Origin of the sequence: Streptomyces arenae, from assembly GCF_022343545.1 — a bacterium.
GTDB classification, from domain to species: Bacteria; Actinomycetota; Actinomycetes; order Streptomycetales; family Streptomycetaceae; genus Streptomyces; species Streptomyces humi.
In genome coordinates, this window is sequence record NZ_JAKQYH010000091.1 from 23832 (window position 1) to 48303 (window position 24472).

The following is a 24472-nucleotide window of genomic DNA, read 5'->3' on the forward strand; positions in this document are numbered from 1 at the left end:
CTAGGGCACCCGCCCAGGCATCGAGCAGGGCGCCGAGTTCCTTCCTCGCAGGATCGAGCCAGACATCCCGCTGCCAAGGCGGATTGGCCAGAGCCAGGACCACGGGTACGACGTGGACGCGGTGGTAGGCCACGAGGCGGGCGCTCCGGGCGCGGGAAATCGAGGGCATCTAAGTACTCCGGCCGTCGGCCGCTGGTGCGACGTCTCGACCGGCCGCGCCTACGGGTGTGTGTCCGTGATCGCGATGACCTCGTCGAGGCGGTCCAGGGCGGCGTTCAGGTCGTCGACCTTGGCCTGGATGCGGTCGCGCTCGGCGCGCAGCATGGCTCGCTGCGCGGCGTCGGTGTGCCCGGTGTCCCAGCACGGAAGGAGTTCCGCGATCCTTCGGCTGGTCAGGCCGGCGGCGAACATCTGCTGGAAGAAGCGCACCAGGGTGACGGTGTCCTGCCGGTAGAGGCGCTGGCCGGACGGGCTGCGCGCCGGGATGAGCAGCCCCTGCTGCTCGTAGTAGCGCACGGCGCGTACCGAGACGCCGGCGTCCCGTGCCACCTCGCCGATGCGGACCAGCCGCTCGGCCGCAGCCTCCGTGACGGTCATGGTGATTCCTCTCGCCCCGGTCCTGACGGCCGGCACTTGCCTCTGACGCCAGCGTCAGGTTTTAGCGTACCGGGCATGGACATCAACAACTCCGTCGCCCTTGTCACCGGAGCCAACCGCGGCCTGGGCCGCGCCTTCGCCCAGCGTCTGCTTGAGCGGGGCGCCCACAAGGTCTACGCGACGGCCCGCCGACCGGAGACCGTGGACCTGCCCGGGGTCGAGGTGCTGCCCCTCGACATCGCCGATCCCGCGTCCGTGAGGGCCGCCGCCGAGGCCGCCCCGGACGTCTCGCTCCTCATCAACAACGCGGGAATCAGTACGGGGACCGACCTGGTGACCGGTTCGCTGGACGCGGTGCGGCACGAGCTGGAGACCAACATGTTCGGCCACCTGCAAATGATCCGGGAGTTCGCGCCGACGCTCGCCAGGAACGGCGGGGGCGCGATCGTCAACGTCCTCTCCGCCATGTCGTGGTTCGGGGGCAAGGGCGCCAACGCCTACCACCTGACCAAGGCCGCCGCCTGGGCCATGACCAACGGTGTCCGTCTGGAGCTCGCCGAGCAGGGCACGCTCGTCACAGCGGTACACCTCGGCCTGGCCGACACCGACATGGCGGCGGGCTGGCCCGTGGACAAGATCGCTCCGTCGGACCTGGCCGACGCGGCGCTCGACGGTGTCGAGGCGGGCTCCGCCGAGGTCCTCGCCGACCAATGGAGTCGGGACGTCAAGTCCCGGCTGCCGCTGACGCCGGAGGAGTTCAACGCCGCGATGGACCGCGCCCTGGCGGCGCTGATGGCGGCCTGAGGGGCGCGTGGGCCGCGCTGACTTCGGTGTGTTGCTTCCTATGGAAGGTCCATCGATACTCCGTACGCAGTTGTGGATCTTCATGTTGTGGCCTCGCGTCGGCGGTGGTGCAGTCGCGGGCGCGGGGCCGGTGTCGGCGACGCCGTAGGGATCAGCGCGCGCGAAGCGCTTCACTCCGGACTACCGCCGGTCGGCCGTGGGTCTCACGCAGGATTGATCGTCATGGTGAATCCCTGGGGCACTCAACGTCTGCCGTGGTCCCGCGTCAGCGCGGTGAGCCTCGGCGACAGCCGCGACGGTGTTGAACACCGCCGGGACGACGAAGACGCTTCCTGCGACGAGATCATGCCGGCCGCCTCACGTGTTCAGGCGTCGTGCGGCAGGGACGCCCTGAACTCCGCGAGTGCGGTGAAGTCGGGTTCGCGCAGGCCGATTCGGGGGTTCACGTGGTGCAGCAGGGCCGCCCCGGGATGGTGGGCGCGGACGTACAGCGTGTCCGCGGGACTCTGCTCGTCGTCCACCCAGGCGAAGGGCCGGCCCCGGGCGTACCCCACGATCGCCTCCGTCTTCCAGTGCACCCCGTCCGGCCGCTCCGCCAGCAGTCCCCGGCCGAAGTCGACGTACGGGAGTTCGGGCAGGCCGACGACCGGGGCGATCCAGTGGTTGGCCTCGGCCATCCAGGTGGTCGCCCAGCACAGCTCGTAGCCGAGGGCGAGCAGTGCCGGCCCGTGGTCCGGGTTCAGCCAGACCCGCAGGGGGTGGCCGGGGCGCACGGCCGCCCGGATCGTCGTATAGCCGGGCGGGCGCCGTTCCGGCGTGGCCGCGTACGGGTTGAGGGGGCCGTCGACGTCCAGGAACAGCAGCGGGCGGCTCATGGGGACAACGTACGGCAGCGGGCGGCGGGACACCGGTGGATATTCCCGCGCCGGGCAGGCATAGTGGCGCCGCTCCGCACGCGTCACCAGGGACACAGGGCCCGGACACGAGGTGGGCCCGGGGGAAGAGAAGGTGACGATGGATGCGGAACTGCAGAAGAGCTTCCGGGAGTTCGTGGACAACCGGTCCACGGCCCTGCTGAGGACGGCTGTGCTGCTGACCGGCGGTGACCAGCACGCCGCCGAGGACCTGCTGCAGAACGCCCTGATCAAGGCGGCCGGCCGCTGGCAGCGCATCGAGGAGCCCGAGGCCTACGTACGGCAGGTCCTCTACCGGCAGCAGATCAGCCGGTGGCGGCTGAAGTGGCGCCGGCGCGAACTCAGCGTCGCCGAACCGCCGGAGAGCCCACCGGCCCCCGACGCCACGTCCGCCGCCGAACTGCGGCTCGTGCTGCGTGCCGCCCTGTCCCGGCTCACGGCCCGGCAGCGCACCGTCCTGGTCCTGCGCTACTTCGAGGATCTCCCGGAGGCCGACGTGGCCCGGCTGCTCGGCTGCTCCGTCGGCACCGTGCGGTCCACCGCCCACCGCTCGCTGGCCCGGCTGCGCGCCCTCGCGCCCGAACTGGCCGCCCTCGACCCGGACCCCGGCCGCGAACAGCCGCCGTCCCGTGACTACTCGCCCGTGGAGGTGCGGCCGTGAACGTCGAGGATCTCGTGCGTGACTCCCTGCGGGAGCTGGCCGCTGAACAGCCGCCCGCGGTACCGGGCTTCGCCGACCGGGTGCTGGCCCTGCGCCGGCGCCGCCGTACCCGCAGGCTCGCCACCGTGGCCGCCGCGACGGCCGCCGTGGTCGCCGTCGCCGTGGCGGTGCCGGTGCTGGACTCGGGGCGGAACGACGTCCGTCCGTCCGGGGTCGTGGGGCGGAACGGCATCGCCGGCCACCCGGACCAGTCGCCGCCGCGCGAGCTGATCGCGGCCGGGCAGACCGCGCTCGCCGCCTACTACACCTGGCGCACGGTGCCGCAGACGGAGAAGCAGACGGAGAAGAAGGGCAGCAGCGAACGCACCTACTGGCTGCTCGACCCGGGGACCGGCACCTACGTGAAGGACTCCCGGTGGTCCGTCGTCGCCGTCGCACCGGGCCTGCGGACGGCGGCCGTGCTGGAGCGGCACCTGCCCGTGAGCCGGATCGGCCTGCTCGACCTCGCCACCCGGAAGGTCGAGCGCTGGATCCCCGTCGAACACCCCGTCGCCGGGCTCGCGTTCTCGTACGACGGGGCCCGACTGCTGGCGACGACCTACGACGGCGACCCCGACGCACGGCTCAAGTACCAGAGCGACAAGGGCGGCTGGGTCTGGGGGCCCACCTCCGGGACGTCCACCCGGACCGGTTTCTACGACGTGGACGTGGTCTCCGGAAAGGGCTCCTGGACCGGGGTCGCCTCCGACCGTGACACCCTCGCCCGCGCGGACTTCTCGTTCAGCCGCACCGGCGACCAGGTGTACGCGCAGGTCCTGGGCAAACACGACGGCACCCAGCAGTTCTACGACCTCGACGGCGAGAAGGCCGCCGGGCCGGCGAACGAGCGGTACCTGCGCGCGGACGTCGACGCCCGGCTCTCCCCGGACGGCCGGCTCGCCGCGCTCGGCCTGACGAAGGAGATCGCCCCGGGGAAGTCGTACTCCTCGATCCGCGATCCCCGCACCGGGAAGGAGATCACCAAGGTCCGCGGCGCCGAACTGCTCGCCTGGGCCGACGACCGGCGGCTCGTCGCCTGGGAACGGGTGACCGGCCTGGACGAGCCGTACCGGCCCCGGCTCGTGCTGGTGACGATCGGCAGCGACCGGATCGTGCCGCTGAGCGGGGTCCAGAAGGAGATGTTCGAGGAGACCAAGGGGTGGCAGCCCGTCTTCGTCCGCCGCTGATCAGGCGGCCGTGAACTCCTCGTACACCGCCCGCAGCCCGTCGGCCGCCTCCCGGCCGGCGGGCCGCAGCGGTGCCCGTACCGGCCCGGCCGGCAGGCCCAGCGCGGTGAGCAAAGCCTTCGCCGTCACGGTGCCGGGCAGGCCCGCCGCCGTCATCGCCTCGATCAACGGCGTGGCCCGCAGTTGGAGTCGGGCCGCGCCCGCGGTGTCGCCCGCATCGAACGCGTCGAGGATCGCGGCGACCCGGCCGGGCACGACGTTCGCCACCGTGCTCACGCAGCCCGCCGCGCCCACCGCGTACAGGGCGAGGATGTGCTCGTCGCAGCCCGCGTAGTACGCCAGCCCGGTGCTCGCCGGCTCGGTGCTCGCCGGCCCGGTGCCTGCCGACTTGGTGCCTGCCGGCCCGGTGCTCGCCGGTCCGGTGCGCGCCAGTACCTTCTGGGTGCCGAGGAAGTCGTACGAGCAGTCCTTCACGGCGACGATCCGGGGATGCGCGGCGAGCCGGACCATCGTCTCCGGTTCGATCCGGGTGCCGGTGCGGCCCGGGATGTCGTACAGCATCACCGGCAGCCCGCTCGCGTCGGCCACGTCGAGGAAGTGTGCCTCCAGGGCGTCCTGCGGCGGCCGGCTGTAGTACGGCGACACCACCAGGACGCCGTCCGCGCCCGCCTTCTCCGCCGCCAGCGCCAGCTCGACGGTGTGCCGGGTGTCGGCGGTGCCCACGCCCGCCACGACCGGCACCCGCTCTCCCACCGACTCCCGGACGGCCGTGATCAGCTGCGCCTTCTCCGTGTCCGTGGTGGTCGGCGACTCGCCGGTGGTGCCGTTCACCACCAGGCCGTCACAGCCGTCGGCCACGAGACGGGCGGCCAGCCGCCGGGCCCCGTCGAGGTCGAGCGCCCCCGTCGCGGTGAACGGTGTGACCATCGCACAGAGGGTGCGGCCGAAGGGGGGTGCGCTGGGTGAGTTCGTCATGAGAGTAGTCTCGGCACCGCGACAACTTAGCTCTACTTAATTCTTCTATGGTTCATGTCTTAGAGATGCTACGACGTGATACGTCGTGCAGGCGTCGACGGTGGGACGGGCAGGGCTGATCGCCGCCGACCCGGGTATCCGGAGTGTCAAGCAGAGTGGATGCCGACGACACTCAGGAGGGGCACGATGACGAAGCGGAGCGCACGTGAAACGGGGGCTCGACTGACGCGGAGCGCGGGTGAGTTGGCGGCGAAGGCCGACCTCAAGGGGCGTACCCAGGCCCGTGCCGCCGATCTGAAGGACAAGGCCGGTGCCCTGACCGTGCAGTTGCGCGAGGGTGCGACCAAGGCCGGTCACCAGGCGCAGAGTCGGGCCGCGAAGGGCGGTCACGCGGCGCAGGAGCAGGTGCTGAAGGCCCGTCACACGCTCCAGGAACGGGCGCTCAGGACCGGGCACGCCGTCCAGGAGCAGGCGGGCCGGACGGGGCACCTCGCGTCCGAGAAGGCCGCCGGCGCCGGGCGCGCCGCCCGTGGGCCTCTCGCGCAGCCCGCGCGGATGGCGGTCAGGGCCGCCCTGCGCCGCCCGCGCCAGATCCTGATCGCCGGTGCCGCCTTCGCCGCCGCGGGTGTGGCGGCCGCGGGCGTGCTGCGCCGGTACCGGCGCCGCTGAGATCCGCCCATGGGGTCCCCCGGCCCCACCGCCTCGCCGAAAACCAGAACCGTCTGGACAAGAAAAGTTTTCGGTGAGACGGTGGGGCCATGCTGGATGTCACCGTGATCGAGGACCCCGAGGCGGCGGCCGTGTCGCTGGACCCTGTACGGGCCCGGCTGCTCGCCGAGCTGGCCGCGGCGCCCGCGTCCGCCACGATGCTGGCCGGGAAGGTCGGGCTGCCCCGGCAGAAGGTGAACTACCACCTCAGGGCGCTGGAACGGCACGGCCTGGTCGAACTGGCCGGGGAACGGCGCAAGGGCAACGTCACCGAGCGGCTGATGCGGGCGACCGCCGCGTCGTACGTCATCTCGCCGGCCGCGCTGCCCGCCGTCCAGCCGGACCCGGACCGCTTCCGCGACCAGCTCTCCGCGCGCTGGCTGCTCGCGCTCGGCGCCCGGCTGGTACGCGACGTCGGCACGCTGATCACCGGGGCCGCCAAGGCCCGCAAGCGGCTGGCGACCTACGCGCTGGACGGCGAGGTCCGCTTCGCCTCCGCCGCCGACCGGGCGGCCTTCGTGCAGGAGCTGACGGCGGGCGTGAGCGCGCTCATCCGCAAGTACGACGCGCCCGACGCGGACGGCGGCCGCGACCACCGGATCGTCGTCGCCGTCCATCCCACGGTCAAGGAACCGGCGGCGTCCACGGCCGAGGAACCGTCCGCCGTGGACGCCGCCGAGCCGTCCGCCGTCCCGGCCGCCGAGCCGTCCGCCGTGGACGCCGCCGAGCCGTCCGCCGTCGCGGCCGCGGAACCGCCGCTGTCCCCGGCTGCGGAATCGCTCCCGGCCGCGGAATCGCCGTTGCCCCCGGCCGCGGAATCGTCGGCGCCCGCGGCCGGTGGCCGGCACACCCCCGAACTGGACCAGTAGGCAGCAGGAGCCCCGTCATGTCGAAGGAATTCGAGATCGTCCGTGAGTTCGAGGTCGACGCCACGCCCGCGGAGGTGTGGGAGGCGATCACCAACGGCACCGGTGCGTACCTGTGGCCGATGGAGCCGCCCGAGCCCCGGGTGGGCGGCGCGGCGGCCTTCGGGTCCACCGTCGCCGCCTACGACCCGCCGCACCACCTGATCACCCGCAGCGAAGACGTGGGGTTCCCGACCCAGAGCGCCAACCAGCTGGAGCATCTGGTCGAGCCCCGGGACGGCGGCCGCCGCGCCTGGGTGCGCTACGTGCACAGCGGGATCTTCACCGACGACTGGGACAACCAGTACGACGGCGCGAACCGGCACACCGACTTCTACCTGCACACCCTGCGCGAGTACCTCACCCACTTCGCGCCCCGCCCGGTCACCTTCGCCCAGCTGAACGGGCCGGAGGCGTCCCGGGCGCCGGACGCCTTCGACGCCGTGACCCGGGCCCTCGGCCTGCCTGACGACACGGCCGAGGGCACCAAGGCGGGCGTCCGCGGGCCCGGAGGGCGGACCCTGGAGGCGGTGGTCGACTACCGCGACCCGTACTTCGTCGGGCTGCGCACCGACGACGCCCTCGTCCGGTTCTTCGGACGCAACCACTGGGGTGCCCCCGTCGGCATCAGCGTGCACGACTTCGCGCCGGACGCAGACGCCCGGGCGAACGAAGCCGCCTGGCAGGACTGGCTGAACGGGGTGTTCGGCCAGTCCTGAGCCACGGTGTCCGCTTACGGGCGGAAGCGCAGGACCTGCGGGTCGTGGTCGCTGATCTGGTCGTGGAACTCCGAGTTGATGTGCACGCTGTCGTACACGAAGTCGCCGTCGCCGCGGATCTTCTTGCTGATCAGGATCTGGTCCAGGACCTGTTCGTTGCCCTGGTAGTCGTAGGTGTAGCGCTCCTTCGTGGGCAGCGACTGGATCGCCGACCAGAGCGCGCCGCCCTGCTCCAGGATCTTGGTGGTGCCGGAGAAGTCGAAGTCGTTCATGTCGCCGAGCGCGATGACCTCGGCGTCCTTCTGGACGTCCAGGATGTTCTTGACGAACGCGTTGACCAGCGTCGCCTGAGCGTGGCGCTGGGTCTCCGAGCTGCGCACCACCGGCTGGTACTGCGAGGTCAGACCCTGGTCGCCGCCCTTGGAGTTGAGGTGGTTGGCGATCACGAAGACCGTCTTGCCGTGGAAGACGAACTCGCCGGCCAGCGGCTTGCGGCTGGTTGTCCAGGCGGAGTCCGCCGGGGCGATACGGCCGGGGGAGGCCGTCAGCTGCGCCTTGCCGTGCACCTTGGTGACACCCACCGCGGTGGTGGCGTCGCCGCCCGCGCGGTCGACGAAGGACACCCGCTCCGGGTTGAAGAGGAAGACCTGGCGGATGTTGCCGCCGGGCTCGCCGCCGTCCTGGTCGTTGACGGGGTTGACGGACCGCCAGTCGTACTTCGGGCCGCCGGCCGCGACGATCGCGTCGATCAGCTTGTTCACCGTGACGTCGGCGGCGACCGTGCCGTCGTCCGTCGCGCCGTTGTTGTCCTGGATCTCCTCCAGGGACACGATGTCGGGCGACTGGAGGTTGTGCACGATCGCGGACGCGTGCGCGGCGAAGGTGCCGTCGGAGGGGTCGAGGTTCTCGACGTTGTAGGTCGCCACCGCCAGCTCGCCGTGCGACTGCTTCTTCGTCGTCTCGCGCTCCAGGCCGCCGCTCTTCAGGGTGCCCAGCGAACTCGCGACGAGCGTGTAGCCGCCGTACTGGTTGTAGTCCAGCGGGCCGGTCGTGGCGCCGGCCAGCGTGTCGCCGACGTTCGCCACCGGGAAGTCGGCGGTCGAGCCGAGGGACTGGATCTGGAGGCGGCCGGTGTTCTGGTCACGGTAGGAGCGGTACAGCGAGCCGCCGCGGACGGTGCGGTTCTCGTGCGGCTTCACCGTGACCCACAGCTCGGCGTACGGGTCGGTGGCGGTGACCACGCGGGCGTCCGCGACCCGGACGTTCATGCCCTCCAGGGACTCGTAGTAGTCCAGGGCGTACTTCTCCGGCTTCAGGGTCAGGCCGTTGACCGAGTTGCCCGCGGCCGCGTCACCCGCCGGGGCGTACGCGCTCGGCACCGACTTCTTGTCGATCACGACCGGTGCCGGCACCGCGTTGCCCGTGGAGACGGTGGTGACCGTCGGCTTGGTGATCTCGGTGACCGACTGGTTGCCGGTCGAGGCGCCGCCCGGGACGTACTCGGAGACCGTGCCGGTCACCGTGACCGAGTCGCCGACGGCGGCCTTCGGGGTGGAACTCGTGAAGACGAAGACGCCCTCGCTGGTGGCCGGGTCGTCGTCCGGGGTCGGGTCCTGGATCCAGAAGCCCTTGGAGGAGCCGTAGGTGCGCGTGGCCGTGACGATGCCCGGGACGTCCGTCACCTTCTGGCCGGCGTACGGGGATATGCGCGTGGTGCCCTGGACGTCGTGGATGCGCAGGCCGTCGGCCTGGGCGGGCGAGGTGAGGGCGACGGTGGACGCGGCGCCGCAGACGGCTGCGACGGTGAGCGCGGCGAGACGCGCGGAAGACCTGCTCGGCAAGGGAATCCCTCCGGGGACATACGGACGTGCCGGGACGAGGGTGAACCATGGAACGTTCATGACACGTGCGTGCAGAACACGCGACGTGGGTGTGACGCGCGTAGACACAGAGTGAACACTTGTCCTCCCTTTTCTACGCGCGTCAATCTCCTGTGTGGTGAGGGGAGTTGTCAAGGTTTCAGCCATGTACGGGACCGGACGGGGAGATGAACCGGGCGGCATGGGTGGAAATCCGTCTAGGCTGAGCGGCTGAGCCGTACGGCGTCCAGGTGCTCGTACGGATGTCGCTACGGCGTGGCAGCCGTACGACCGCCCAGGCATCCGAGGAGAACCAGCCGATGTCAGACAGCTCGCCCCTGCCGCCGGTGCGGTTGCGTCCCGAAGCGGAGCTGGCGCGTGCCGCGCTGGCCGCGCCGCTGCTCTCGCGGGCCGCCCGGCTCGCCCGCTGGGCCGGCCCGGACACCCGCGTCGACGCAGGTGGCGAACTGGCCGAGGAGCAGCTGCCGGCCGCCGTCGAGCTGCTCGGTCTCACCGGGGACGACGCCGTCGCGTACGCCGCCGAGGCCTGGCGGGTCGCCGTGGACGCGGGGCTCGTCGAGATCGCCGACGAGGAGGCCGGCACCGTGACGGCCGGGGCGGAGCTCGGGCAGCTCACCGGCGGCTCGCCGCACGACGTCCTCGCGGTGTGGCAGGCGGCGCTGGAGACCGTGATCGCCGACGCGAGCGTGCCCGACCTGGACGGAATTGTCGACGCGCTCGACGAGGGCGGCGAGGTCGATTTCTCGTCACTCGGGTGGGACCCCGAGGCGGAGGCCGACTTCCTCGACGGCGTCCTCGGCAACCTCTATCTGCTGACGGTGAGCGAGGGCGGTCCCGGCGAGTCGCCGGTGCCGCTGCCCGCGCTCGCCGCGTCGATGATCGTGCCCAGTGACATGGGCGAGCCCACCAACGACGTCCTCGAACAGGTCTCCGACGCGATGATGCGGCTCGACGACCAGTTCCGGCTGCTGGAGCCGGTCGGGCTGGTGGAGTACCAGCCGGTCGACGAGGCGCTGATGGCCGACGCGGAGGAGGAACCGGCGGCGGGACCGGTCGACGAGACCGACGTCTCCCGGTACGGCATGGTGCGGCTCACCCCGCTCGGCGCGTACGGGCTGCGGGCGCGGCTGCTGGAGGCGGGCTTCCAGGCCCCGGCGGTCGGCGACCTCACGGACAAGGGCGCGGACGCGCTGCTCGACGGAACGGCCGCGTTCCCGCAGGGGGCCGCGCAGGCCGAGACCGAGCAGTGGCTGGCACGCCGGGAGTCCCTCGCCGCCGCGCGGGAGCTGCTGGCCGCCGCGCGGGGCGGGGACGCCGGGGCGCCGCTGCGCCGGCTCCGCTGCCAGCAGGCGCTGTCGCTGCTCGGCGGCGAGGCCGAGCCGGCTCTCCGTGAGGTCCTGGACGACCCCGAACTGGGCGGCCTGGCCCGGGTCTGGCTGGCCGAACGCGGCGCGGCGGGCGTGCCGCAGCCCTCCCAGGACATGATCTTCTGGCTGACCATCGACACGGTGGCCGCCCAGCTCGCGGCCGAGGGCAACTCGGAGGAACTCCAGGCGCTGGTCGAGGGGTTGGCCCGGCAGCACGCCGGGTTCTTCGCCGAGGCGTGGCGGGTCGAGCACCCGGACACGGCCGACGTCCTGGAGGCGATGGGACGCCTGCACCCGGACAAGAAGGTGGCGAAGGAAGCCAGGAAGGCGGCCTTCAAGGCCCGCTCCCAGCACGGGGGATAGGGCGGCGGGGCCGACGGCGCCCGACCGGGACCCCGGGGGGCCTTCGGGCCTCCGTGGGCCGGGTGCTTCGGGTTTCTGCGGGGTGTCGGGCGCGGGTGGGTGGGGGCTTGGCGCGCGGTTTCCCGCGCGCCTCAAGGCGCAGGGCGTCGGCGGGGCGCGGGTGGGTGGGGGCTTGGCGCGCGGTTTCCCGCGCGACTCGAACGCAGGGCGCCGGCGGGGTGCTTGGGGCTTTCGTGGGGCGGGGCTTACGGGTTCGTGGAACGGCGGAAGCCGATGTCGCCCGGTGTTCAACCGGCGTTCAGGAGCGGCCGGGAGCGTGTGCGCCGTCTTGAGGTCCGCCACCCTCCACGGCACTCCGACCGTCACAGGAGACACCATGTCGCTCACCCGCAGGGACTTCGCCGCGAAATCCGCGCTCACCGGTGCCGGTGTCGCGCTGGCCGGCAGCGTCGGCGCACTCGCCACCGCCCCGAACGCCCTCGCCGCCACCGACACCGCCGAGGGCCAGTCGGCGCACGGGCACGGCGAGGTCGGCTACGGGCCGCTGGTCGCCGACCCCGACGGCATCCTCGCGCTCCCCGCCGGCTTCCGGTACGAGATCATCACGTACAGCGGCCGGACCAGGCTGGAATCCGGCGAGTTCACCCCCTCCAACCACGACGGCACCGCCACCTTCGACGGCCCCCGCGGCGCCACCCTGCTCGTCAACAACCACGAACTGAAGGGCCCGCGGGCCGACTGGGAGCACCCCGTCCCGCTGACCGAGGGCCTGGTGTACGACCCCGCCGCCGCCGGTGGCTGCACGGTCGTCGAGGTCCGCCCCGGCGGCCATGTCGCCGAGTGGGTCGGCATCGCCGGCACCTCCACCAACTGCGCGGGCGGCAGCACCCCTTGGGGCACCTGGCTCACCTGTGAGGAGACCGAGGACAAGGCCGGCGCGAACGGCATGACCAAGGACCACGGCTACGTCTTCGAGGTGGACCCCGAGGACCGCCGGGCCAACCGCGACCCCAAGCCCGTCAAGGCGCTGGGCCGGTACGCGCACGAGGCCGTCGTCGTGGACCCCAGGCGCGGCCACCTCTACCTCACCGAGGACGCCTCCGGCCCCAACGGCCTGCTCTACCGCTGGACCCCGCCGCAGGGCTTCCACCACGGCCGCGGCAGGCTGCGCACCCTCGCCGACGACGCGGGCACCCTCCAGGCCTTCAAGTGCTTCGACTCCGGCGGCAAGTTCGTCGACGACCTCTCCCGCGCCACGCGGATCGGCACGGTCTACGGCGTCGACTGGGTGGACGTCCCCGACCGCGACGCGCGCACCACCTCGGTCCGCAAGCAGTTCACCACCGGCCAGGTCACCCGCGCCCGCAAGCTGGAGGGCATGTGGTGGGGCGACGGCGGTGCCTACCTCGTCTCCTCCTACGCCCGTGCGGAGAGCCCGGTCCAGCACGACGGCGCCGTCTGGTTCTACGACCCGGGGCGCCGCACCCTCACCCTGAAGGTGCTCATCGGCGTCAACCCGGACCCGTCCGCGGAAGGCGACTTCGACGGACCCGACAACATCACCGTCTCCCCGTACGGCGGTCTCGTCATCGCCGAGGACGGCGAGGGCCTCCAGCACCTGTTCGGCGCCACCGACAGCGGCCGCACCTATCCCATCGCCCGCAACGAACTCAACGCCGGCACCGAAGAGGAGCCGGAGTACAGCGAGTTCACCGGCGTCACCTTCTCGCCCGACGGCCGGACCCTGTACGCCAACATCCAGACCCCGGGCATCATGCTCGCGATCACGGGGCCCTGGAAGCGCCAGAAGCGCTGCTGATTTTAATTCGCTCGCTCGATTCGCGGCCGCCCTCCTAAGGTTGTACACGTCCAGGTGCGAAGGCAGGACCTACTTCCACTGATAATGGGGCGGTCGCGGGTTCGAATCCCGCCACCGGTACGACGCGCCGGTGTAGCTCAGGGGCCAGAGCACCTACGTCGGTCCCGCCGGCCTCGAACTCTGGACACCAAAACTTCATGCACCTCCCGGTGCGCAGGCTGCGGCTCCTTCTTTCTCAGAGAATCCAGCGCCGCCGCCGATCCGATCTCGGGAGGCTCAGTTCATGGTGGGTGTCCGGTGCGAAGGCGACGGATACTTCGGGAGCTGGTGGGAAACCGTGCGGGTTCGAATCCCGTCATCGGCCCAGGGCCGGTGTGGCGGAATGGAAGACGCGCCAGTGGTGAGCGACCGTCGCCGACCCCTTTCTTTCTCGGACACCGCCATTTCTGTGCCTCCTCCCAGACTCCGTTGAATTCGGGGGGAATTCATCATGGCGCGATTCAACACCAAGGGCGCCCGGGCGCAGCCCACTTCACGGGTCACCTCCACGGGCCGCGTGCTCCGTACCTACCAGGGCGGCCGCGGCCAGGAGCGGGACAGGCGCTCCGAGCTCTTCCTGCTCGCCGTGTCCAACTTCGTCTCGCAGCAGACCTTCTACGAGACCGGCGCCGAGCGCGACGACCGGTTCGCGAAGCTCGTGCGCGAACTCGCCGTCACCGACGCCGCCTGGACCGCCGGTCTGCTCGGCTGGCTGCGCGGCGAGGGCAACCTGCGCACCGCCTCGCTGGTGGGCGCCGCCGAGTACGTGCACGCCCGGCTGGCCGTGGGCGCCACCGACGGCCCGTCCAACCGCCAGGTCGTCGCCTCCGTGCTGCGGCGCCCGGACGAGCCCGGCGAACTGCTCGCCTACTGGACCGCCACCTACGGCCGTGCCGTCCCCAAGCCCGTCAAGCGCGGGATCGCCGACGCCGTACGGCGGCTCTACCACGGCAGGTCGCTGCTCAAGTACGACACCGCGGCCAAGGGCTACCGCTTCGGCGACATCCTCAACCTGGTGCACGCGGCGCCGGACCCGGACCAGCCGGGGCAGGGCGACCTGTTCCGGTACGCCCTGGACCGGCGGCACCACCCGGACACCGCCGTACCGCCCGGGTCGAGCCCGGTGCTCGTCGCGCACCGCGAGCTGATGGCCCTGCCCGTCGAGCGGCGGCGCGCGGCCGTCACCGGACCGGGCGGTGCCGAGCGGATCGCGGCGGCGGGCCTGACCTGGGAGACGCTGGCGGGCTGGCTCCAGGGACCGATGGACAAGGCGGCCTGGGAGGCCGTGATCCCCTCGATGGGGACCATGGCGCTCGTGCGCAACCTGCGGAACTTCGACGAGGCGGGCGTCTCGGACGAGGTCGCCGCCGAGGTGGCGGCCCGGATCAGCGATCCGGCGGAGGTGGCGCGGTCGCGGCAGTTCCCGTTCCGGTACCTCGCCGCGTACCGGCACGCGCCGTCCCTGCGCTGGGCCTACCCGCTGGAGCGGGCGCTCGGCCACTCGCTGGCCGCCGTGCCCGCGCTGCCGGGCCGGACGCTGGTGCTCGTCGACCGTTCGGGCTCGATGTTCTACTCCCGGCTGTCCGACCGCTCGGACCTCACCCGGGCCGACGCGGCGGCGATCTTCGGTACGGCGCTCGCGCTGCGGGCGGCGGACGCGGACCTCGTCGAGTTCGGCACCACGAGCCGGCGGCTGACGTTCGGTGCGGGCGAGTCGGTGCTGCGGATCCTGGACCGCTTCGGCGACCTGGGCGGCACCGACACCACCTCGGCGATCCGCTCGCACTACCGGGGGCAGGACCGGGTGCTGATCGTCACCGACGAGCAGTACGCGTACCACCGGCACGGCGACCCGACCCGGCAGGTCCCGGCGCACGTCCCGGTCTACACCTGGAACCTGGCCGGCTACCGGGCGGGCCACGGCCCCTCGGGAAAGGGCAACCGGCACACCTTCGGCGGCCTTTCGGACGCGGCTTTCCGGATGGTCCCGCTGCTGGAGGCCGCCCGGGACGCCGACTGGCCGTGGGAGACGGCGGCGGCCTGACCGCGGCCCCGGCCCACGAACGTGGCCCGCACCTTCACGGGGGGTGCGGGCCACACCCGTACCCCTCGCACCCTTGCCCTGCCCTGCATTGATATCTAACATTTCAGTTATGGAGGCTCTACGACCACTGCCCCGCACCCTGCTCAGGGACCGCGCCTACCTCGCGATCCGGGACGCCATCGTGGCCGGTGACATCGAACCCGGCGCGGTGGTGCGCGACAGCGAGCTGGCGGAGCGGCTGGGGCTGTCCCGGGCTCCGGTGCGGGAGGCCTTCTCCCGGCTCGTCGACGAGAGGCTTCTGGAAAGCAAGCCGCAGAGCTACACCCGGGTCACCCCGGTCGTGGCCGCCGAGGTGCGGGACGCGGCCGCCGTGGTCGGTGCCATGCACGAACTGGTCACCCGGGCCGCCGTACCCCGGCTGCGGGACGCCGACCTGGACGAGATGCGCGTGTCCAACGTCCGCTTCGCCGCCGCCGTACAGGCCGGCGACGTGGACGAGGCGCTGCGTGCCGACGACGAACTGCACGACGTGCTGGTCCGGGTGGCCGGCAACCGGGCGGCCGCCGCCACCGTCGCCCGCTACACCCCGCTCATCCGCCGCCTGGAGCGCCGCCGCTTCGGTGAGGGCGGCTCGTGCCGCTCGGCCGGACTCCACGAGCGTCTGATCGAGGCCTGCGCGGCGGGTGACGCGGAGGCGGCGGCGCGGGTCACGGCGGACATCTGGCACACCCTCGGTGACCTGGCGGACGACGCCACCACCGACTGACCGCTCCTCCAGGAGGCGCTCCATGTCCCTTTCCTCGTACGACCGTTACCCGCTGCTCTTCGGCCCCTCGCCCGTCCATCCGCTGGAGCGCCTCACCGCCCACCTCGGCGGTGCCGCGCTGTGGGCCAAGCGGGAGGACTGCAACTCCGGGATCGCCTACGGCGGGAACAAGACGCGCAAACTGGAGTACCTGGTCGCGGACGCCCTCGCCAAGGGCTGCGACACCCTCGTCTCCATCGGCGGGGTGCAGTCCAACCACACCCGCCAGGTGGCGGCCGTCGCCGCCCGCGCCGGTCTCAAGTGCGTGCTGGTGCAGGAGAGCTGGGTGGAGTGGCCCGACGCGGTCTACGACAAAGTCGGCAACATCCTGATCAGCAGGCTGGCCGGAGCCGACGTACGTCTCGTCCGGGCCGGGTTCGGGATCGGCTTCAAGGAGAGCTGGGAGCTGGCGCTGCGCGAGGTGGAGGAGTCCGGCGGCAAGCCGTACGCCATCCCGGCCGGCGCCTCCGACCACCCGCTCGGCGGGCTCGGCTTCGCGGGCTGGGCCTACGAGGTGGCCGAGCAGGAACGGCAGCTGGGCGTCTTCTTCGACACGGTGGTCGTGTGCTCGGTGACCGGGTCGACGCAGGCCGGCATGGTCGCCGGGTTCGCGGCGCTGGAGGAGGCGGACGGGCGCCGGCGCCGGGTCATCGGCATCGACGCCTCGGCCAAGCCCGTCGAGACCCGGGAGCAGGTCGCCCGGATCGCCGACCGCACCGGCCGGCTCATCGGCCTCGGGCGCGAACTGACCGTCGACGACGTCGAACTCGACGAGCGCTACCACGCGGGCGTCTACGGCATCCCGGACGACACCACCCTGGCCGCGATGCGCCTCGCGGCCCGCACGGAGGGCATGGTCACGGACCCGGTGTACGAGGGGAAGTCGATGGCGGGCATGATCGACCTGGTCGAACGGGGCGAGATCGCCGCCGGCTCCACGGTCCTCTACGCCCACCTCGGCGGCCAGCCGGCCCTGAACGCGTACAGCGCCCTGTTCTAGGCGGTACTCGCCGAGCGGCGGTCCCCAGGCGCCCCGCCGGGGGCGCTGAGGGGCGTGCTCCCGCTGATCGTGGTGTTCCTGATCGGGGTCCCGCACTTCCTGCGGGACCTGGCGGCGGGAGCGACGAGGACGTGACGGCGCGGCGCGCGGGCGCTACAGCGCCTGCGCCCCCGGCTTCACCATGTTGCGGACCGTCCGTGCCTTCACGAAGTCACCGATCGCGGTCATGTCCCACTCGCCGGAGAACTGCCGGACCAGCTTCGCCATCATCACGCCCGTCTGCGCCTCGGCGTTGGTGAGGTCGAAGCGGACCAGTTCCTCGCCGGTCGCGGCGTCCAGGAGACGGCAGTAGGCCTTGGCGACCTCCGTGAACTTCTGGCCGGAGAAGGAGTTCACGGTGAAGACCAGGCCGGTGACCTCCGGGGGGATCCGGCCGAGGTCGACCACGATCACCTCGTCGTCGCCGCCTCCCTCGCCGGTCAGGTTGTCGCCGGAGTGCTTGATCGCGCCGTTCAGGATGGACAGCTTGCCGAAGTAGCAGCTGTCGACGTGGTCACGCTGCGGGCCGTACGCGATGACCGACGCGTCCAGGTCGATGTCCTTGCCGCGGAACGCGGGCTCCCAGCCCAGACCCATCTTGACCTGCGAGAGCAGCGGGCTGCCGCCCTTGACCAGGGACACGGTCTGGTTCTTCTGGAGGCTGACCCGGCCCTTGTCGAGGTTGATCTTCCCGGCGCCGGGGGCGGGGGCGGCGGGCGGCGCGGACGGCATCGGGGGAGCGGCGGCCGGCACCGGCTGGACCGCCGGGGCCGGGGGCGCCGCCGCGGCCGGTTCCTCCACCGTCACCCCGAAGTCCGTCGCGATGCCGGCCAGCCCGTCCGCGTACCCCTGGCCGACCGCGCGGGCCTTCCACGCGCCGCCCCGGAGGTAGATCTCCACGACCACCAGGGCCGTCTCCGCGCCCAGCTGCGGGGGTGTGAAGGTGGCCAGCACCGAGCCGTCGTCCGCGTCGCGGATCGTCGCCGTCGGCTCGATGCCCTGGAAGGTCTGGCCCGCGGCGTCGGGGCTCGCGGTGACCACGATCTTCTCGATGCCCGGCGGCACGGCGGCCGTGTCGACGGTGATCGCGTCCGGGGACGTACCGCCGCCGGAGCGGTACGTCACACCCGGGCCGACGGGCTGGTTGTAGAAGATGAAGTCGTCGTCGGAGCGCACCTTGCCGTCGCCCGTGAGCAGCAGGCCCGACACGTCGAGCCGCACGGGGGCGGCGACGTCCACCGCCACCCGGGAGACGGGGAGAGGGATGTTCGAGCCAGGGGTCATAGCTGTCATGCCCCACTGAACGAACGACACCGCTTTACCGTTCCCTTACCGAGCGGCGGCCCCTCCGCCCCTCGCCCGATCGGCCCTCCGAACCCCCCGGCCGGCTCACGGAACGACGACGATCTTCCGTCCCACGCCCGCCGCGAACTGCTCCAGCGCCTGCGGATAGCTGTCCAGCGGCAGCCGGTCGCTGATGAAGACCTCCGGGTCCAGGACCCCGTTCGCGAACAGCTCCGCCGCCCGCTCGTAGCTGTGCAGCACGGCCATGGAGCCGGTGATGGTGATCTCCTGGTTGTAGATGCGGTACGGGTCGATCGTCACCCGGGTCGCGTAGTCGGCGACGCCGAACTGGAGGAACGTGCCGGCCTTCGACACCCGTTCCAGGCCGTCCTGGATCGCCGCCGCGTTGCCGGTCGCGTCGATCACCACGTCCCAGCCCCGCGGCCGGTCCAGCTCGTCCGCGTCGGCGGCGGCCGCCGAGACGCCCAGCCGGCGGGCGGTCTCCAGCCGGGCCGGGTTCAGGTCGACGACGTCGACGCTCGCCGCGCCGGTCCGCTTGGCCAGCTCCAGCATCATCAGGCCCATCGTGCCCGAGCCGTAGATCAGGACGTGCGCGCCGAGGCGGGAGTTGAGCACGTCGTAGCCGCGTACCGCGCAGGACAGCGGCTCGATGAGGGCCGCGTCCTGGGTGCGGACGTGCTCGGGGAGTCTCACGCAGTTGGCGACCGGGGCGACGGCGTACTGCGCGGCGCCGCCGGGCACGGTCACGCCGATCGCGGCCCACCGCTCGCAGAGGTTGTTGTGGCCGTCCCGGCAGTAGCGGCACTCGTGGCAGTACAGGGACGGGTCGACCGCCACCCGGTCGCCGACCGCCACCTCGGTCACCTGGGAGCCGACGCCCACCACCTCGCCGGCGAACTCGTGTCCCGGCACGATCGGCAGCTTGGGCGCGAACTCGCCCTGGAGGATGTGCAGGTCGGTGCCGCACAGACCGCAGGCGGCGACCTCGACGACCACCTCGCGGGGCCCCGGCGTGGGGTCGGGGACCTCGGTGACGACGGCACGGCCCACGGACTCGATGACGGCGGCCTTCATTTCACGGCTCCAAGCGACAGGCCCTGGACCAGTTTGTCCTGGGCGGCGAACCCCGCGGCGAGCACCGGCAGGGAGACGACGAGCGACGCGGCGCACACCTTGGCCAGGAACAGGCCCTGGCTGGTGATGAAGCCGGTCAGGAAGACGGGGGCGGTCTCGGCGACCACGCCCGTCAGCACCCGGGCGAAGAGAAGTTCGTTCCAGCTGAAGATGAAGCAGATCAGGGAGGTCGCGGCGATGCCGGGCAGGGCGATCGGGGCCACCACGCGCGCCAGGATCGTCGGCAGGCGGGCGCCGTCGATCTGCGCGGCCTCGATGACGGCGACCGGGACCTCGGCGAGGAACGACTGCATCATCCACACCGCGATCGGCAGGTTCATGGAGGTGTACAGGATGACCAGGAACCAGATGTTGTCCAGCATCCCGGTGTTCTTCGCGAACAGGTAGATGGGCAGCAGCCCGGCCACCACCGGCAGCATCTTCGTGGACAGGAAGAAGAACAGGACGTCCGTCCACTTCCTCACCCGCCGGATCGACAGCGCGTACGCCGCCGGGAACGCCAGGACGAGGACGAACAGGGTCGAGACGACCGACGCCACCGCCGAGTTGACCAGCGCCGGCCAGGGGCTCGCGCCGCCGCCCGCGCCGAAGAACTCGCGGTAGCCGTCCAGGGTGAGGGCGGCGCCGAAGGAGGGCGGGTTGGTCGCCGCGTCCGCCTCGGAGTGGAAGGACGTCAGCGCCATCCAGGCGACCGGGAAGAAGAAGACGATGCCGACCAGCCAGGCCACCAGGCCGATGCCGCGGCCCCGGTGCTTCCTGATGTGCGGGGCGATGCTGCTCATGCGCGGGACGCCTCCTCTCGGAACAGGGACGACACCACGCGCAGGGCGAAGGTCGCGATGACGATCGAGCCGATGACCACCAGGACGCCTGCGGCCGAGGCGAGGCCGTTCTCGTGGGCCTGGTAGAAGCTCTGGTAGACGGTGTACGGAAGGTTGGCGGTGCCCAGGCCGCCGGACGTGATCGTGAAGACCGCGTCGAAGTTCTGGACGATGTAGATGCTGCCCAGCAGGGCGCCGAGTTCGAGGTAGCGGCGCAGGTGCGGGAGGGTCAGGTGGCGGAAGATCTGCCATTCGCCGGCGCCGTCCACCCGGGCGGCCTCGATCTGCTCCGGGTCCCGGCTCTGCAGCCCGGCGAGCAGGATCAGCATCATGAACGGCGTCCACTGCCACACCAGGGCGGCCTCGACCGCCAGCAGCGGGGTGTTGGAGATCCAGTCGGGCTGCGGTCCGCCGACGTAGTGCAGCAGCCCGTTGAGGAGGCCGTACTCGGGGTTGTAGAGGACGTGCTTCCAGAGCAGGGCGGCGGCCACCGGGACGACGAGGAACGGGGCGATCAGCAGGGTGCGGACCACGCCCCGGCCGCGGAACCGGTTGTTCAGCAGCAGCGCGAGCGCGAGGCCGAGCACCAGGCTGACCAGCACCACGGTCACCGTGAGGAGCACGGTCGTCCACACCGAGTGGCGCAGGTCGGCGTCGGTGAGGACCTGGCGGTAGTTGTCGACGCCGGCGAAGTGCCGGGCCTTCGGGTAGAGCGCGTTCCAGTCGAAGAAGGAGATGACCACCGTGGCCACGAAGGGCAGCTGGGTCACGACGATCATGAAGACCAGGGCGGGCAGGAGCGGGGCCCGGGTGGCCCAGGCGCGCAGGCGGGCGGAGGGCGGCCGCGTGGCGCGTGCGGGTGTCGCTGTGTAGGGGGCTGTCGTCGCGGTCATCGTCCCTCGTACTCCTTGGAGATCTTCTCGGCGAGCTGCTGGGACTTCTTCAGGGCCGAGTCGACGGACTGCCGTCCGGCGATGGCCGAGCTGATCTCCTGGGAGACCTTGGTGCCGAGATCGGTGAACTCGGGGATGTCGACGAACTGGATGCCGGGCGCGGGGCGCGGCTGCACGCCGGGGTCGTTGGGCCGGGCGCTCTCGATGGCCTCCTTGGTCATCTCCTGGAACGCGGCGGCCGACTTCACGTAGTCGGGGTTGGTGTACGTCGACGCCCGCTTGCCCGCCGGGACGTTGGACCAGCCGCTGGTCTCGCCGACCAGTTGCTCGTACTCCTTGCTGGACGCCCAGGACACGAACTTCCAGGCCTTGTCGGGGTTGCGGGAGGCCTTCTGGATGCCCCAGGCCCAGGTGTAGAGCCAGCCGGCGGACTTCGTCCGCTCCACGGGCGCCGGGACGTAGCCGAGCTTGCCCTTGACCGGGGAGCCGTTCGCCTCCAGGAGGCCGGCCGCGGAGGTGGCGTCGTACCACATGGCGGTCTTGCCCTGGGTCATGTTGTTGAGGCACTCGGCGAAGCCGGACTGCGGGGCGCCGGACTCGCCGTGCGCGCGGACCAGGTCGACATAGAACTTCGTCGCCTTCTCGAAGCCGGGCGCGTCCAGCTGCGCCTTCCAGTCCTTGTCGAACCAGGTGCCGCCGAAGGTGTTCACGACCGTGGTCAGCGGTGCCATCAGCTCGCCCCAGCCGGGCAGGCCGCGCAGGCAGATGCCGCGCATCCCGGACCGCGCGCCGTCCACCTTCGCGGCGAGGTCGGCGACCTGCTGCCAGGTGGGGTGCGCGGGCATCGTCAGGCCCTTCGCCGCGAAGACGTCCTTGCGGTACATCAGGAAGGACGACTCGCCGTAGAAGGGCTGGCCGTAGAGCTTGCCGTCGGAGGCGGTCAGCGCCTGCCGCATCGGCTTGAGGACGTCCTCCTCGTCGTAGCCGGGGTCCTTCGCGACGTACGAGTCCATCTCGTGCAGCCAGCCGTTGCGGGCGTAGATCGGTATCTCGTAGTTGGACAGGGTGGCCACGTCGTACTGGCCGGCCTGGTTGGCGAAGTTCTGGCTGATCTTGTCGCGGACGTCGTTCTCGGGCAACACGGTGAAGTTGACCTTGATGCCGGTCTCCTTGGTGAAGCGCGGGGCGAGCTTCTGGAGTTCCGTCATCTGGGGGTTGTTGACCATCAGCACGTTGATCGAGTCGCCGCCGGAACCGGACCCGCCCGCACCGACCCAGCAGCCGGAGAGCAGCGGGGCGAGCAGCGTCCCTGCGGCGGCCATGGCGAGTGTGACGCGCGGCCTCCGTCGGCTCGGGGTTCGCATGGATCGCTCCTGGAGGAATCGTGATATATGGGGCATTGAAGGGTGTGGCAGGGTCTTCGGGGAGTGCGGGGGGTGGTGTCAGACCCGGATGACCTGCGGGCCCAGCAGGGAGTAGCGGTGGGCCTCGGCGGAGGGCAGCAGGGTGCTCGTCACGATCGCCTCCAACGCGCCGACGCCGGCGAAGCGGCAGAAGCTGACGGCCCCGAACTTGGTGTGCACGCCCGCGAAGACCGTCCGGCGCGCGGCTCGTATCGCCTGCGCCTTGACCTCGCCGACGGCCGGGTCCGGCGTGGTCAGCCCGTGCTCCCGGGAGATGCCGTTGGCCCCGATGTAGGCGAGGTCCAGCACGAAACCGGCGAGCATCTTCGTCGTCCAGTGGTCGACGGTGGCGAGGGTGCCCGCCCGGACCCGGCCGCCGAGCAGCAGCACCGACGTGTTCTCGGCCTCGGCGAGCGCGCCCGCGACCGGCAGCGACGCGGTGACCACGGTCAGCGGCCGGTCCGTCGGCAGCGCCTCGGCGATGAGCTGGGGGGTGAAGCCCTCGTCGACGAAGACGGTCTCGGCGTCACCCAGCAGTTCGGCGGCGGCCGACGCGATCCGCCGCTTCTCCGGGACGTGGCTGGTGGAGCGGAAGGCGAGGGTGGTCTCGAAACCGGCGCTCTCCACGGGGTACGCGCCCCCGTGGGTGCGGCGCACCAGGCCGTGGTCCTCCAGGGCGCGCAGATCGCGCCGGATGGTCTCCCTGGCCACGCCCAGCGCGTCGGCGAGTGCGGTGACGTCGACCGAGCCGGTGGCGCGGGCGGCCCGCACGATCTCGCGCTGGCGTTCTTCCGCCGTCCTCGTGCTCATCCCGTCACCCACTTCCTTGTGGAAACGCCTGGAACTGTCTGTGCGTCCGCCTTGTGGAACTGCCCGTTCGGGCCTTGCAGCAAGTTCTACAGCGGGTGCGGAGGGCTGACCAGGTCTGTTGCGGGCCCGATACTGCCCGTGTGTGCCCGTTTGCGGCACGGAGTGCCCGCCTCGGACCTGGGTCGCTGTCCGGAAGGGGGTGGAAGCGGGCGGCCCGGATGCCCGAACGCGACGGCGGGCGGGCCCGTTCGGTGCCCGCCCGCCGTCGCGTGCGATCGTTTGCTGCCGTGCCGTGCCGTGCCGTGCCGTGCCGTGCGTGCGTTCCCTGCCGTGCGTGCCGCGTGCCGCGTGCCGCGTGCCGTGCGTGCCTCAGTGCGGCCAGATCGGCGGGTCGACGACGAACCGGCCGCCCAGGTGGGTGTGGGCCGGGTTCTCGGGATCCAGCTCGCCGAGTTCGGCGATCAGCTTTTCGGCGTACGGCTCGGAGTCGTCCCGCGGCTCGTAGCCGAGCGCCCGCGCGGAGGTCAGGTCCCACCACAGGCGGGTGTTGGCGGAGGAGCCGTAGACGACGGTGTGGCCGACCTCCTCGGCGGTCAGGGCCGCGTGGAAGAGGCGGGCGCCGTCGGCCGGGCTCATCCACACCGAGAGCATCCGCACGTCGGTGGGTTCCGCGAAGCAGGAGCCGATACGGACCGAGACGGTCTCCAGGCCGTGCCGGTCCCAGTACAGCTGGGCGAGGTCCTCGCCGAACGACTTGGACAGGCCGTAGAAGGTGTCCGGGCGGCGCGGGGTGCCGACCGGGATCGGCGGCTCGCCCGCGAGCGGGGCCGGGGTGAAGCCGACGGCGTGGTTGGAGGAGGCGAAGACGATCCGCGGTACGCCCGCCTCGCGGGCGGCCTCGTAGAGGTGGTACGTGCCCTCGATGTTCGACCGGAGGATCTTCTCGAAGGGCGCCTCCAGGGAGATCCCCGCGAGGTGCAGCACCGCGTCCACGCCCCGTACCGCCTCGCGCAGCGCGTCCTGGTCGGAGAGGTCGGCCGTGATCGCGTCGGGTTCGCCCTCGATCGGCCGCACGTCGAACAGGCGCAGCTCGTAGCCGTACTCCGGCAGCAGCGAGCGCATCAGGGTGCCGAGCCCGCCTGCGGCGCCGGTGAGCAGTAGCGTGCGGGGAGTGGGCATCCACGGTCTCCTTGACTCGGCACCGGTCGCGTATGTGCATCCTATTCACATTCATGGACACG

Annotated in this window: 22 protein-coding genes; 11 read left to right on the top strand and 11 right to left on the bottom strand. The window is 71.8% G+C overall.

Features of this window, described 5'->3' with window-relative positions:
- Positions 1 to 219 precede the first annotated feature (219 nt).
- Positions 220 to 597 carry a MerR family transcriptional regulator gene (locus tag MB828_RS43925; RefSeq protein WP_301653046.1) on the bottom strand — a complete coding sequence of 126 codons (378 nt, stop codon included), beginning with the start codon at positions 595 to 597 and terminating at the stop codon, positions 220 to 222.
- Positions 598 to 672: 75 nt separating this feature from the next.
- Here MB828_RS43925 and MB828_RS43930 point away from each other — a divergent pair, with 75 nt between their 5' ends.
- A complete protein-coding gene (locus tag MB828_RS43930; protein ID WP_301653047.1) occupies positions 673 to 1401 on the top strand; it encodes an SDR family oxidoreductase in 729 nt (242 codons plus the stop codon).
- A gap of 365 nt (positions 1402 to 1766) precedes the next feature.
- On the opposite strand, the gene MB828_RS43935 is transcribed toward MB828_RS43930, so the two are convergent.
- Positions 1767 to 2276 (bottom strand): hypothetical protein, encoded by a 510-nt coding sequence (locus MB828_RS43935; protein WP_301653048.1) that lies wholly within the window; start codon positions 2274 to 2276, stop codon positions 1767 to 1769.
- A gap of 139 nt (positions 2277 to 2415) precedes the next feature.
- Between MB828_RS43935 and MB828_RS43940 the strand changes: the two genes are divergently transcribed.
- Positions 2416 to 2976, top strand: a complete 561-nt coding sequence (locus MB828_RS43940; RefSeq protein ID WP_301653107.1) for a SigE family RNA polymerase sigma factor — start codon at positions 2416 to 2418, stop codon at positions 2974 to 2976.
- Positions 2973 to 4202, top strand: a complete 1230-nt coding sequence (locus MB828_RS43945; protein WP_301653049.1) for a WD40 repeat domain-containing protein — start codon at positions 2973 to 2975, stop codon at positions 4200 to 4202. Before MB828_RS43940 ends, MB828_RS43945 begins: the two co-directional genes overlap by 4 nt.
- On the opposite strand, the gene MB828_RS43950 is transcribed toward MB828_RS43945, so the two are convergent.
- Complete coding sequence (locus MB828_RS43950; protein WP_301653050.1) at positions 4203 to 5177, bottom strand: 4-hydroxy-tetrahydrodipicolinate synthase family protein; 975 nt, start codon at positions 5175 to 5177, stop codon at positions 4203 to 4205.
- A 186-nt stretch (positions 5178 to 5363) separates the two neighbouring features.
- On the opposite strand from MB828_RS43950, the gene MB828_RS43955 reads away from it, so the two are divergent.
- The 3 genes from MB828_RS43955 (at position 5364) to MB828_RS43965 (ending at position 7509) form a co-directional block, all read left to right on the top strand.
- Entirely contained in the window at positions 5364 to 5846 is a 483-nt protein-coding gene (locus MB828_RS43955; RefSeq protein WP_301653051.1) for a hypothetical protein, read from the top strand.
- A gap of 89 nt (positions 5847 to 5935) precedes the next feature.
- Positions 5936 to 6754, top strand: a complete 819-nt coding sequence (locus MB828_RS43960) for a helix-turn-helix domain-containing protein (RefSeq protein ID WP_301653052.1) — start codon at positions 5936 to 5938, stop codon at positions 6752 to 6754.
- A 17-nt stretch (positions 6755 to 6771) separates the two neighbouring features.
- A complete protein-coding gene (locus tag MB828_RS43965) occupies positions 6772 to 7509 on the top strand; it encodes an SRPBCC family protein (RefSeq protein WP_301653053.1) in 738 nt (245 codons plus the stop codon).
- Between the two features lie 14 nt (positions 7510 to 7523).
- On the opposite strand, the gene MB828_RS43970 is transcribed toward MB828_RS43965, so the two are convergent.
- The gene (locus tag MB828_RS43970; protein ID WP_301653054.1) at positions 7524 to 9350 is read right to left on the bottom strand and encodes an endonuclease/exonuclease/phosphatase family protein; all 1827 of its coding nucleotides are present in this window, start codon (positions 9348 to 9350) and stop codon (positions 7524 to 7526) included.
- 338 nt (positions 9351 to 9688) lie between these two features.
- Here MB828_RS43970 and MB828_RS43975 point away from each other — a divergent pair, with 338 nt between their 5' ends.
- The 5 genes from MB828_RS43975 to MB828_RS43995 all read left to right on the top strand — a co-directional run bounded on the left by MB828_RS43975 (position 9689) and on the right by MB828_RS43995 (position 16826).
- Complete coding sequence (locus tag MB828_RS43975) at positions 9689 to 11119, top strand: hypothetical protein (protein WP_301653055.1); 1431 nt, start codon at positions 9689 to 9691, stop codon at positions 11117 to 11119.
- Between the two features lie 376 nt (positions 11120 to 11495).
- Positions 11496 to 12938, top strand: a complete 1443-nt coding sequence (locus MB828_RS43980) for an alkaline phosphatase PhoX (RefSeq protein WP_301653056.1) — start codon at positions 11496 to 11498, stop codon at positions 12936 to 12938.
- Positions 12939 to 13428: 490 nt separating this feature from the next.
- Positions 13429 to 15021 (top strand): TROVE domain-containing protein, encoded by a 1593-nt coding sequence (locus tag MB828_RS43985; RefSeq protein ID WP_301653057.1) that lies wholly within the window; start codon positions 13429 to 13431, stop codon positions 15019 to 15021.
- A 109-nt stretch (positions 15022 to 15130) separates the two neighbouring features.
- On the top strand, positions 15131 to 15787 hold the full coding sequence (locus MB828_RS43990) for a GntR family transcriptional regulator (RefSeq protein ID WP_301653058.1): 657 nt from the start codon (positions 15131 to 15133) through the stop codon (positions 15785 to 15787).
- Positions 15788 to 15809: 22 nt separating this feature from the next.
- The gene (locus tag MB828_RS43995) at positions 15810 to 16826 is read left to right on the top strand and encodes a 1-aminocyclopropane-1-carboxylate deaminase (RefSeq protein ID WP_301653059.1); all 1017 of its coding nucleotides are present in this window, start codon (positions 15810 to 15812) and stop codon (positions 16824 to 16826) included.
- Between the two features lie 153 nt (positions 16827 to 16979).
- Here MB828_RS43995 and MB828_RS44000 read toward each other — a convergent pair whose 3' ends face one another.
- The 7 genes from MB828_RS44000 to MB828_RS44030 form a co-directional block, all read right to left on the bottom strand.
- On the bottom strand, positions 16980 to 18149 hold the full coding sequence (locus MB828_RS44000) for a TerD family protein (RefSeq protein WP_301653060.1): 1170 nt from the start codon (positions 18147 to 18149) through the stop codon (positions 16980 to 16982).
- 105 nt (positions 18150 to 18254) lie between these two features.
- On the bottom strand, positions 18255 to 19244 hold the full coding sequence (locus tag MB828_RS44005; protein WP_301653061.1) for a zinc-dependent alcohol dehydrogenase family protein: 990 nt from the start codon (positions 19242 to 19244) through the stop codon (positions 18255 to 18257).
- Positions 19241 to 20086, bottom strand: coding sequence for a carbohydrate ABC transporter permease (locus MB828_RS44010; RefSeq protein ID WP_133026981.1), 846 nt, complete (start codon positions 20084 to 20086; stop codon positions 19241 to 19243). Before MB828_RS44010 ends, MB828_RS44005 begins: the two co-directional genes overlap by 4 nt.
- The gene (locus MB828_RS44015) at positions 20083 to 21018 is read right to left on the bottom strand and encodes a carbohydrate ABC transporter permease (protein ID WP_301653062.1); all 936 of its coding nucleotides are present in this window, start codon (positions 21016 to 21018) and stop codon (positions 20083 to 20085) included. Before MB828_RS44015 ends, MB828_RS44010 begins: the two co-directional genes overlap by 4 nt.
- Positions 21015 to 22382 carry an ABC transporter substrate-binding protein gene (locus MB828_RS44020; protein ID WP_301653063.1) on the bottom strand — a complete coding sequence of 456 codons (1368 nt, stop codon included), beginning with the start codon at positions 22380 to 22382 and terminating at the stop codon, positions 21015 to 21017. The genes MB828_RS44015 and MB828_RS44020 overlap by 4 nt, the downstream gene beginning before the upstream one ends.
- Before the next feature lie 78 nt (positions 22383 to 22460).
- Entirely contained in the window at positions 22461 to 23231 is a 771-nt protein-coding gene (locus tag MB828_RS44025) for a DeoR/GlpR family DNA-binding transcription regulator (protein ID WP_301653064.1), read from the bottom strand.
- Positions 23232 to 23600: 369 nt separating this feature from the next.
- On the bottom strand, positions 23601 to 24410 hold the full coding sequence (locus tag MB828_RS44030; protein WP_301653065.1) for an NAD-dependent epimerase/dehydratase family protein: 810 nt from the start codon (positions 24408 to 24410) through the stop codon (positions 23601 to 23603).
- Positions 24411 to 24472 lie beyond the last annotated feature (62 nt).

Coding starts and splice junctions, on each gene's coding strand:
- MB828_RS43925 (WP_301653046.1), bottom strand. CDS start 597: ATGACCGTCACGGAGGCTGCGGCCGAGCGGCTGGTCCGCATCGGCGAG.
- MB828_RS43930 (WP_301653047.1), top strand. CDS start 673: ATGGACATCAACAACTCCGTCGCCCTTGTCACCGGAGCCAACCGCGGC.
- MB828_RS43935 (WP_301653048.1), bottom strand. CDS start 2,276: ATGAGCCGCCCGCTGCTGTTCCTGGACGTCGACGGCCCCCTCAACCCG.
- MB828_RS43940 (WP_301653107.1), top strand. CDS start 2,416: ATGGATGCGGAACTGCAGAAGAGCTTCCGGGAGTTCGTGGACAACCGG.
- MB828_RS43950 (WP_301653050.1), bottom strand. CDS start 5,177: ATGACGAACTCACCCAGCGCACCCCCCTTCGGCCGCACCCTCTGTGCG.
- MB828_RS43955 (WP_301653051.1), top strand. CDS start 5,364: ATGACGAAGCGGAGCGCACGTGAAACGGGGGCTCGACTGACGCGGAGC.
- MB828_RS43960 (WP_301653052.1), top strand. CDS start 5,936: ATGCTGGATGTCACCGTGATCGAGGACCCCGAGGCGGCGGCCGTGTCG.
- MB828_RS43965 (WP_301653053.1), top strand. CDS start 6,772: ATGTCGAAGGAATTCGAGATCGTCCGTGAGTTCGAGGTCGACGCCACG.
- MB828_RS43975 (WP_301653055.1), top strand. CDS start 9,689: ATGTCAGACAGCTCGCCCCTGCCGCCGGTGCGGTTGCGTCCCGAAGCG.
- MB828_RS43980 (WP_301653056.1), top strand. CDS start 11,496: ATGTCGCTCACCCGCAGGGACTTCGCCGCGAAATCCGCGCTCACCGGT.
- MB828_RS43985 (WP_301653057.1), top strand. CDS start 13,429: ATGGCGCGATTCAACACCAAGGGCGCCCGGGCGCAGCCCACTTCACGG.
- MB828_RS43990 (WP_301653058.1), top strand. CDS start 15,131: ATGGAGGCTCTACGACCACTGCCCCGCACCCTGCTCAGGGACCGCGCC.
- MB828_RS43995 (WP_301653059.1), top strand. CDS start 15,810: ATGTCCCTTTCCTCGTACGACCGTTACCCGCTGCTCTTCGGCCCCTCG.
- MB828_RS44000 (WP_301653060.1), bottom strand. CDS start 18,149: ATGACCCCTGGCTCGAACATCCCTCTCCCCGTCTCCCGGGTGGCGGTG.
- MB828_RS44005 (WP_301653061.1), bottom strand. CDS start 19,244: ATGAAGGCCGCCGTCATCGAGTCCGTGGGCCGTGCCGTCGTCACCGAG.
- MB828_RS44010 (WP_133026981.1), bottom strand. CDS start 20,086: ATGAGCAGCATCGCCCCGCACATCAGGAAGCACCGGGGCCGCGGCATC.
- MB828_RS44015 (WP_301653062.1), bottom strand. CDS start 21,018: ATGACCGCGACGACAGCCCCCTACACAGCGACACCCGCACGCGCCACG.
- MB828_RS44020 (WP_301653063.1), bottom strand. CDS start 22,382: ATGCGAACCCCGAGCCGACGGAGGCCGCGCGTCACACTCGCCATGGCC.
- MB828_RS44025 (WP_301653064.1), bottom strand. CDS start 23,231: ATGAGCACGAGGACGGCGGAAGAACGCCAGCGCGAGATCGTGCGGGCC.
- MB828_RS44030 (WP_301653065.1), bottom strand. CDS start 24,410: ATGCCCACTCCCCGCACGCTACTGCTCACCGGCGCCGCAGGCGGGCTC.